Annotated in this window: 10 protein-coding genes and 2 pseudogenes; 5 read left to right on the top strand and 7 right to left on the bottom strand. The window is 66.9% G+C overall.

The window, feature by feature from the left end:
• Positions 1-50: 50 nt before the first annotated feature.
• Together AB0J09_RS49600 and AB0J09_RS49595 are read right to left on the bottom strand one after the other, a co-directional pair.
• Positions 51-311 carry a helix-turn-helix domain-containing protein gene (locus AB0J09_RS49600; protein WP_360707968.1) on the bottom strand — a complete coding sequence of 87 codons (261 nt, stop codon included), beginning with the start codon at positions 309-311 and terminating at the stop codon, positions 51-53.
• A 61-nt stretch (positions 312-372) separates the two neighbouring features.
• Positions 373-834, bottom strand: a complete 462-nt coding sequence (locus tag AB0J09_RS49595; RefSeq protein WP_360707965.1) for an RDD family protein — start codon at positions 832-834, stop codon at positions 373-375.
• 77 nt (positions 835-911) lie between these two features.
• Between AB0J09_RS49595 and AB0J09_RS49590 the strand changes: the two genes are divergently transcribed.
• Both AB0J09_RS49590 and glnA read left to right on the top strand, forming a co-directional pair.
• Entirely contained in the window at positions 912-2,030 is a 1,119-nt protein-coding gene (locus AB0J09_RS49590; protein ID WP_360707962.1) for a hypothetical protein, read from the top strand.
• A 93-nt stretch (positions 2,031-2,123) separates the two neighbouring features.
• Positions 2,124-3,548 (top strand): type I glutamate--ammonia ligase, encoded by a 1,425-nt coding sequence (gene glnA, locus AB0J09_RS49585; RefSeq protein ID WP_360707959.1) that lies wholly within the window; start codon positions 2,124-2,126, stop codon positions 3,546-3,548.
• A gap of 122 nt (positions 3,549-3,670) precedes the next feature.
• On the opposite strand, the gene AB0J09_RS49580 is transcribed toward glnA, so the two are convergent.
• The 3 genes from AB0J09_RS49580 to AB0J09_RS49570 form a co-directional block, all read right to left on the bottom strand.
• The gene (locus AB0J09_RS49580; RefSeq protein WP_360707956.1) at positions 3,671-3,940 is read right to left on the bottom strand and encodes a cell division protein CrgA; all 270 of its coding nucleotides are present in this window, start codon (positions 3,938-3,940) and stop codon (positions 3,671-3,673) included.
• A gap of 261 nt (positions 3,941-4,201) precedes the next feature.
• Positions 4,202-4,426 (bottom strand): hypothetical protein, encoded by a 225-nt coding sequence (locus AB0J09_RS49575; protein ID WP_360707954.1) that lies wholly within the window; start codon positions 4,424-4,426, stop codon positions 4,202-4,204.
• 176 nt (positions 4,427-4,602) lie between these two features.
• Positions 4,603-5,067 (bottom strand): helix-turn-helix transcriptional regulator, encoded by a 465-nt coding sequence (locus tag AB0J09_RS49570; protein WP_360707951.1) that lies wholly within the window; start codon positions 5,065-5,067, stop codon positions 4,603-4,605.
• Between the two features lie 297 nt (positions 5,068-5,364).
• Between AB0J09_RS49570 and AB0J09_RS49565 the strand changes: the two genes are divergently transcribed.
• Together AB0J09_RS49565 and AB0J09_RS49560 are read left to right on the top strand one after the other, a co-directional pair.
• The gene (locus tag AB0J09_RS49565) at positions 5,365-5,667 is read left to right on the top strand and encodes a hypothetical protein (protein ID WP_360707948.1); all 303 of its coding nucleotides are present in this window, start codon (positions 5,365-5,367) and stop codon (positions 5,665-5,667) included.
• Positions 5,664-6,251, top strand: a complete 588-nt coding sequence (locus AB0J09_RS49560; protein ID WP_360707946.1) for a peptidoglycan recognition family protein — start codon at positions 5,664-5,666, stop codon at positions 6,249-6,251. The genes AB0J09_RS49565 and AB0J09_RS49560 overlap by 4 nt, the downstream gene beginning before the upstream one ends.
• Positions 6,252-6,308: 57 nt before the next feature.
• On the opposite strand, the gene AB0J09_RS49555 is transcribed toward AB0J09_RS49560, so the two are convergent.
• Both AB0J09_RS49555 and AB0J09_RS49550 read right to left on the bottom strand, forming a co-directional pair.
• Positions 6,309-7,067: a phenylalanine--tRNA ligase beta subunit-related protein gene (locus tag AB0J09_RS49555; RefSeq protein ID WP_360707943.1), complete on the bottom strand. Its 759-nt coding sequence runs from the start codon at positions 7,065-7,067 to the stop codon at positions 6,309-6,311.
• Positions 7,068-7,100: 33 nt separating this feature from the next.
• Positions 7,101-7,529, bottom strand: a pseudogene (locus tag AB0J09_RS49550) (MFS transporter); the annotation flags it as partial.
• 25 nt (positions 7,530-7,554) lie between these two features.
• Between AB0J09_RS49550 and AB0J09_RS49545 the strand changes: the two are divergent.
• A pseudogene (locus AB0J09_RS49545) lies at positions 7,555-7,642 on the top strand (IclR family transcriptional regulator); the annotation flags it as partial.

Here is a 7,642-nt window from a genome sequence, read left to right as displayed (position 1 = left end):
CTGAGCCCGACCGCTCCCACCAGATCTCCCAGCGCGACCTGCGCAACCGGTCAGCGGAGATCATGGATGGACTGGAACGCGGAGAGCGGTACGCCACCGGACACGATCGCGGCCAGATCGTCCTTGACCCCCTCGGTGACGAGGCAGTCCTTGGTCGGGAAGTAGTTGAACAGCGTCACCTTGGCGACCCCGGCCACCTCGGCGATCTCGTTGACGGTCACCGCGTCGTAGCCGCGCTCGTCGAACAGCCGCAGCGCCACCTCCGCGATCCGCCGCCGCGTCTGCTCCTTCTTCCGTTCCCTGAGCCCCATGAGGGCAGCATAAAGCGAACCGGGTTTATTTTTAAACCCGGTTCGGATTTTTCCTGGAGGGCTACATGCGGACGACCATGGTGTTGGACACGCGGTCGTGCACCCCGCGGTGGTCGCGGTCCCAGATCAGGGCGGGCACGACCAGGCACAGCAGCACGGTGCGCACCAGCACGGGCAGCCAGCGGGGGTTGCCGCCGTCCATCGCGGCCACCCTGATGCCGGCCAGACGGTGCCCGAAGGTCTGCCCCATGAATCCGACCAGGATCAGGTACTGCAGGGCGAAGACGACCGCGGGCGCCCACGGCTGCTCGGCCGGGTTCATCCTGAGCAGCAGCTGCACGATGGCCCACGTGCAGATCATCCAGTCGATGACCAGCGCGGCGATCCTGCGGCCCCAGCCGGCGATCGACCCGCTGCCCTCCTCGGGCAGGCCCAGACGCTCCCCCGGGTATCCGAGATCGACCCCGGCGGACCTGATCCCGCCCAGCCAGGTCTGCGTCCACCGAGGCTCCTTGCTGCTCATGCCTTCAACGGTATCCGCCAGATGGGCCGGTCCGCTTTGTGACCCAACCGCGTCGCAAAGCGGCCATCATGTACGCCATGCCAAACGGGGATGACCTTGATGCGCGCTTCAACGAGCTGGTCGCGCAGATCGACGAGGAGCAGCAGCGCAGGATGCGGGCCGCGGCCGTCAAAGGCGCGAAAGAGCAGCGGCGTACAGACCGGTTAGAGCGGCGCATGGAGAAGGAAAGGCGCTCGGGCTTATATGAGCGCTCGGACTTATATGAGAGGGAGGCGGGCCCCCGGCGGCGGGTCGGCCGGGCCTGGATCGCGATGGCCGTGATCACGGGGCTGATCACGGCCGCGGGCGTGGTCGTGACCTTCCGCCCCGACCTGCTCACACCCTCGGGCGCGGTGCCCAAGGATGCGTTGCCCAAGGATGCGGTGATCGCGGCGCCGTCGCCCGAGCTCACGGCAGGTCCGGCGGAGGGCCCGGGCGACGATCAAGGAGATGGCGGCGGCGAGGAGCCGCCGAGCCCGTTCGCCGGATCTCCCGCCGAGAAGTACGCCGAGGGGGTCGCCGGCTTCGTGATGCCGGAGGCGAAGGCGCTGGGCGGGCTGTCGAGGAAGGATGTGGCCAAGGGCCTGAAGCGCACGCGCGAGCTGCTCGTGGCGGCCTACCTGGACAAGAAGACGCTCATGGGCGGCAAGCCTTCGGCGTTCATCAAGCTGGTCGACCCCGAGTTCCGCGAGTGGTACCTCGACGAGCTGAAGAAGCGCAAGAAGAAGGCCCCGTACTACGTCCTCCAGTTCGCGCGGGGCACGGCCGAGTTCTCCACCGATGTGATCAAGGTCTACGGCCGGGTCAAGCTGGGCACGTTCAAGGACCACGGCCGCCGCGGCGTCGAGCTCAAGCTGAACCACATCGTCGTCTACGCCGTGCACCGCCCGGGCCGGCCGGACACCACCATCCGGCTCGTCGCCCATCCGACCGGCACCGTGATGATGTTCCGCGAATCCGGTCGGCTCGTCGTCTGGCCGGACGGATGGAAGGCGAGTCGCACCCCCGCGAGCTGCGACACGCGCGACGGCTTCATCCATCCCGAGTACGAGGACTCGCCTCGGGGTACGGTGGCGCCCACAGGCGCGCCTATCGATCCGTATGAGCTGGAGGAAGAGGACGATCAGACGGGGTGTGCGGCTTCGAAGGGCACCTGACCTGCGTAACATGTGCGAAACAATCGAGACACCATATGGAAACGGCCACGCCCTAGCGTCGATATGATGGCCAGTCCCCAGGGAGGTTCGAGAGTGTTCAACTCCGCCGACGACGTCCTGAAGTTCATCAGTGACGAAGGGGTGCAGTTCGTCGATGTCAGGTTCACCGACCTGCCGGGGACGACTCACCACTTCACCTTCCCGGTAGAAAACTTCAGCGCGAGCGTCTTCACCGACGGACTCATGTTCGACGGCTCGTCGATCCGCGGTTTCCAGGCGATCCACGAGTCCGACATGCTTCTGCTGCCCGACCCGTCCAGCGCCGTGGTGGACCCGTTCCGCCAGCACAAGACGCTCAACCTGAACTTCTTCGTGCACGACCCGCTGACCGGCGAGGCATACAGCCGTGACCCGCGCAACGTCGCGCGCAAGGCTGAGGAGTACCTCAAGGGCACGGGCATCGCGGACACGGTCTACTTCGGCCCCGAGGCCGAGTTCTACATCTTCGACGACGTGCGCTTCGAGACGAGGCAGAACGCCGGCTACTACTACATCGACTCCATCGAGGGCGCCTGGAACACCGGCAAGGCGACCGAGGGCGGCAACCTCGGCTACAAGCCGCGCTACAAGGGCGGCTACTTCCCGGTGCCGCCGATGGACCACTTCACCGACCTGCGCTCCGAGATGGTGCGCAACCTCATCGAGTGCGGCATCGACGTCGAGATGCAGCACCACGAGGTCGGCACGGCGGGCCAGGCGGAGATCGACTTCAAGTTCGGCACGCTGCTCAAGACCGCCGACAACCTGATGCTCTACAAGTACGTGATCAAGAGCACGGCCCTCGAGTACGGCCACACGGTCACGTTCATGCCCAAGCCGATCTTCGGTGACAACGGCTCCGGCATGCACTGCCACCAGTCGCTGTGGAAGGACGGCTCGCCGCTCTTCTACGACGAGGTCGGCTACGCGGGTCTGTCCGACACGGCCCGCTACTACATCGGCGGCCTGCTCAGGCACGCGCCGTCGCTGCTGGCCTTCACCAACCCGACGGTCAACTCCTACCACCGCCTGGTGCCCGGCTACGAGGCCCCGGTCAACCTGGTCTACTCCCAGCGCAACCGCTCGGCCTGCGTCCGCATCCCGATCACGGGCTCCAACCCGAAGGCCAAGCGCATCGAGTTCCGGGTGCCCGACCCGTCGTGCAACCCGTACTTCGCGTTCTCGGCCATGCTGATGGCGGGCATCGACGGCATCCGCAACAAGATCGAGCCGCCGGAGCCGGTCGACAAGGACCTCTACGAGCTGCCGCCGGAGGAGGCCCGCAACATCCCGCAGGTCCCCGGCTCGCTGCCCGAGGTGCTCAGCGCCCTGGAGGCCGACCACGACTACCTGCTCGAGGGCGGCGTCTTCACGCCTGACCTGATCGAGACGTGGGTCTCGTACAAGCGGGAGAACGAGGTCGACCCGATCCGGCTGCGTCCGCACCCGCACGAGTTCGAGATGTACTACGACGTGTGACCGGTTACCGCGCGGTGAGCTGCATGTTCATCGCGCGGTTCCCGTCTGAGAGCGAAAGCCCGTGGAAGGTCCTGCATCTTGCCACGGGCTTTCCGCATTGCGCGCTCAAGGCGGCCCGATACTCAGGGCCGACGGCGTGACGATATGACCGCTACCACCGCCAGAATCAGCGCGAACACCACACCCAGAACGAGGAGCCCGAACCCGACCAGCAGGTTCCAATTCCTCAACTCGCTCATAACCGGGAGGGTGGGGTCTATATAGTACACGACGATCCACAGGATGCCGATGATCCATGAGGCGGCCATCGCCAAAGCGGGCCATCGTGGTGTGCGCCTGGTGGGCCGCGACGACGCGCCGTCCGTTCCTTCACCAAAGTAAGAGGCAGACACTCGTTAACTCCTGGCTACGGCCGCAAGTTATACGCCCATCACGGGACACAATCCCCTGAAGGGCAACGAAGACGAGACTATCCCGCAATGGCCACCAGATGGGATCTTTTCGAATTTCATCGAAAAATGCTGGACGACATCGGGCTCAGACCGCGTCCACGACCGCCCGGTCCGGCTTATCGGAGTCCGGCCGGAGGCGGCCGTCGGCGTTCAAGATGTCAGCCCGTCGCGCTTCCCGACGAGCTGACCGCGCCCGTAGGTTCATCGATCGGCGCGGCCGTGCCGATATCCGATCCGATATTCGATCCCCTGCCGGTGTAGTAGCCATGCGATGGTGACCGCGACGGCGGCCCCTACGGTGAGCAGCTGGACCGATGCCAGGTGGTTGCTCTCGTGCCACGCCGTAGGCATCCAGGGGATCGCCGCCACGTAGACGAGGTTGGCGAGCCACAGGAGTGCTGCGGCGATGGGGAGGATGTGACGCATTGGGCCCCCCTTTTGTACGGCGCGGAACAGTCTCCGCTGCTTGCAGCATCGCCTAAAAAGGCACCGAAATACATTGCAGCGAAGATCGCGCCGAGTAAAAGAACTTAGCGCGACAAACCGACTACTCAGGGCAACTGATAGATTACCGCAAATTAGAGCAATTCCCACTATTGGGACTACTCTGATTCTTCTACTTCAATTCGGACGAGCTCTTTGAAGCGCTTGCCGGCCTCGGCCGCCTCAGCCTCGGCCTGCTCCTGCAACCGCCGCACGCGCTCCCGCTCCGAATCCCTGAACTGCTCCAGGATCGCTCGCCGCCGGGCCGGAAGCCTCGCGAGCATCTCCTCGGTCTCCGGATCTTCAACGAGAGCGGCAGGCGGCTCACTTTGGCCACCGCCTGCACGACCAGGTACGAGACCGGCCAGCTCCAGCGCCTCATCCCGGTCGATGTCGAGCGTCGCCGCCAGGGCGAACACCGTGTCCACCTGCGGCTTCGCCGTCCGCATCCGGTGGATGGTGGCACGGTCGACGCCCGACTGCTCCGCCAGCTTCAGCTGGGTCCAGCCGCGTTTGATCCGCTCGTAATTGATGCGTTCATAGAAGGGCCGCGCGGGACCAGGCCGCCTGCCGTCATCGCCCATGTTGCAAGTTGTAGCACAGATGTGGCATCCAGAGGCTTTCGGCTCCACAGGCAGCGCATTACGACACGACCGGTGATGCAGATTGCGACGGTGATGTTGCATGTTGTAGCGTCCAAGCAGGGATGCATCATCTCGCCACATCGGGGGAGGTGGCATGAATCACATGACCGAAAACCGCGTCTTTCCCGCGCCCCAACTCTTCCGCGAACCCTCCAGCAGTACGGAGGTGCTCGCACCCTCGGTGACGTACCGCAGCCCGCTGCCGGGCCTGAACCCCGTTTCGCACCGGAGGCCCCGATGGACCTCACTGCGGTGACGGTGGCCGTCATCGGCGCTATAGCCGGCATCGCCGCGGCCATCGCCACCGCCAAGAGCGCCGGCAAGAATGCCGAGGCGACCGAGCGCGCCGCTCTGCACCAGATCGAAGCCGACGCCTACAAGAGGGCCCGGGAGACTTACGAGGGCGCCATGGCCCGCATGGAGGGCGAGTTGGAGCGGCAGGCCCGTGAGCTGGCCGTGCTCCGCAGGCAGATGGCTCGCAGGACCCACCGGCTACGCGACGCCCGCCTGAGCCCGGTGAGCGAGGAGGAAGCCATATGAAGATCACGACCAGGAGCGACCTCGGTTGGGGCCCGACCGAGGCGTCGCCCGCCCACCCCACCAAGGGGCTGGTGGTCCATTTCGACGGCGAGAACCAGGGACTCGCCCGCAAGCCGCACGCCGCCTGCCTGGCCTACTGGCGCAACACCCGGGCGTTCCACATGGGGCCCGATCGCGGATGGCTGGACATCGGCTACTCGTACGGTTGCTGTCCGCACGGCACGGTCCTCGAGGGCCGCGGTCTCGACCACGAGCAGGCGGCGCAGCCCGGCGGCAACCGCGACTGGTACAGCGTCACGTTCATGTCCGGGCCCGCCGAGAAACCCACGCCCGAACAGCTCAACGCGTTCCGGTCGTTGCGGGCCTGGCTCGTGTCCAAGCACGGCCTGGGCGTCAAGGTTCTCGGCCACCGCGATTTCGTCGATACCGACTGCCCCGGCGACCGCCTGTACCGGCTGGTCACCACCGGTGCCATCACAAGAGGTCCCCGTCCACTGAAGAGCCGGGCGAAAGGCTCGGAGCCTGCCGGCAGAGGCGAACAACTCGCCGCGTGCGCCGGCCGGGGGCCAGGCTGCTCGGGCTGACCGCGGGTGCCCCGTATCTTGTCGCGCCAAAAACATCCGGCGCGACAAGATACGGGATCACTTCATGAACTCGAACCGGGGTGCGGAGGGGCCAAGGATCGCGGACCGCGGCGTCACGGGCCAGACGGCGGACAGCTCGTCGGTGATTGCGGCCATGAGGGACTCGATGTCCGCCTGGGCCGTTTCATGCAGCGCCTCCGCGACGATCAGGACGTCGGTGGTTGCCTCGCGGACGGCCGAGTGGCCGCTCTGGCGGTTGGTCCAGCGGCGGGCGTGCGCCCTTCCCTCCGCGTCGGCGAAGATCACCTCGCCGGGCGGCGGGTGCTCCGTCTCGCCGGAGAAGGTCAGGTACGTCTCGTCGCCCGCCGCGTATCTGACCTCCACGTACTGCGCGATCTTGGAGACGTCGAACACCGCCACCGGGACCGCGTACGCGATGGAGACCGCGTTGCAGAGGTCGATAAGCGGGTGCAGGCGCGGCAGCGCGCCTTCCTTCCTGAAGCGCCGCAGCAGCGACTCCGACGCGCAGCGGTACTGGGTCGGCTTGAGGCCCATCTTCGAGAACGCCCGCCGCCACGCCTGGATCTCCGGCAGCTCGCCCTCCGAGGAGGTCGCGAGCCGCTTCGCGGCGAGCTCACCGAACCGGGCGATCTGGTCGTCGACGGAGACGTCTCCCGTGATGCCCTTCGCGAAGAGCACCCCGGGGACGAGCTCGGGGAAGTCTCGCCAGATGTCAGTCGAATGCTGGAAACGCACGGTCACCTCGTCATCCCCGTCGTGGAGCACGGCCGTTCGGCCCTTCGCCGCGCCGATCACGATACTCGCCTCGGAGCGGCCGGACCGGCAGGGTCACTTCAAGACGATCGAGCGGGCGCGTCGGGCACCCACCGCGTAGCAGGCGCAGGTCAGTGCGGTCAGGACGGCCGCCGCCGTCAGCGGCTGGCCGATGATGCCCATGACGGCCACGCCGAGGGTGGCGCCGACCTGGCGGAACGCGTTCAGGACGCCGCCCGCCGTGCCGGCCGTGCCCGGGGGTGCGCTGTTGACCATGCCCGCCATCAGCGCGGGCAGCACGAACGACAGCCCGAACCCCATCACCACCAGCCAGGGCGCCAGCGCGTCCGTGAGGGCGACGCCCGTCAGGCCGGTCGCGAGCAGGGCGAGGCCGCCGAGGATCGGCGGGCGGGGACCGTAGCGGGCCACCAGGCGGCCGGTGAGCAGCGGGTTGACGGTCATGGGGAGGGTGAGCGGGAGGAAGGCCAGCCCCGCGGCCAACGGAGTGAGGTGGCGGGTGTCCTGCTAGCTGACCGAGGGCGAGGTGGCCATCGCCGCGCCCATCAAGGACCCGCGCGGCCTGGTGGTGGGCGCCATCGGCATACGCGGCGCCGTCG

It is taken from the genome of Nonomuraea sp. NPDC049784, from assembly GCF_040659615.1.
GTDB lineage: Bacteria > Actinomycetota > Actinomycetes > Streptosporangiales > Streptosporangiaceae > Nonomuraea.
This window is presented reverse-complemented; position numbering and strand designations above follow the sequence as displayed.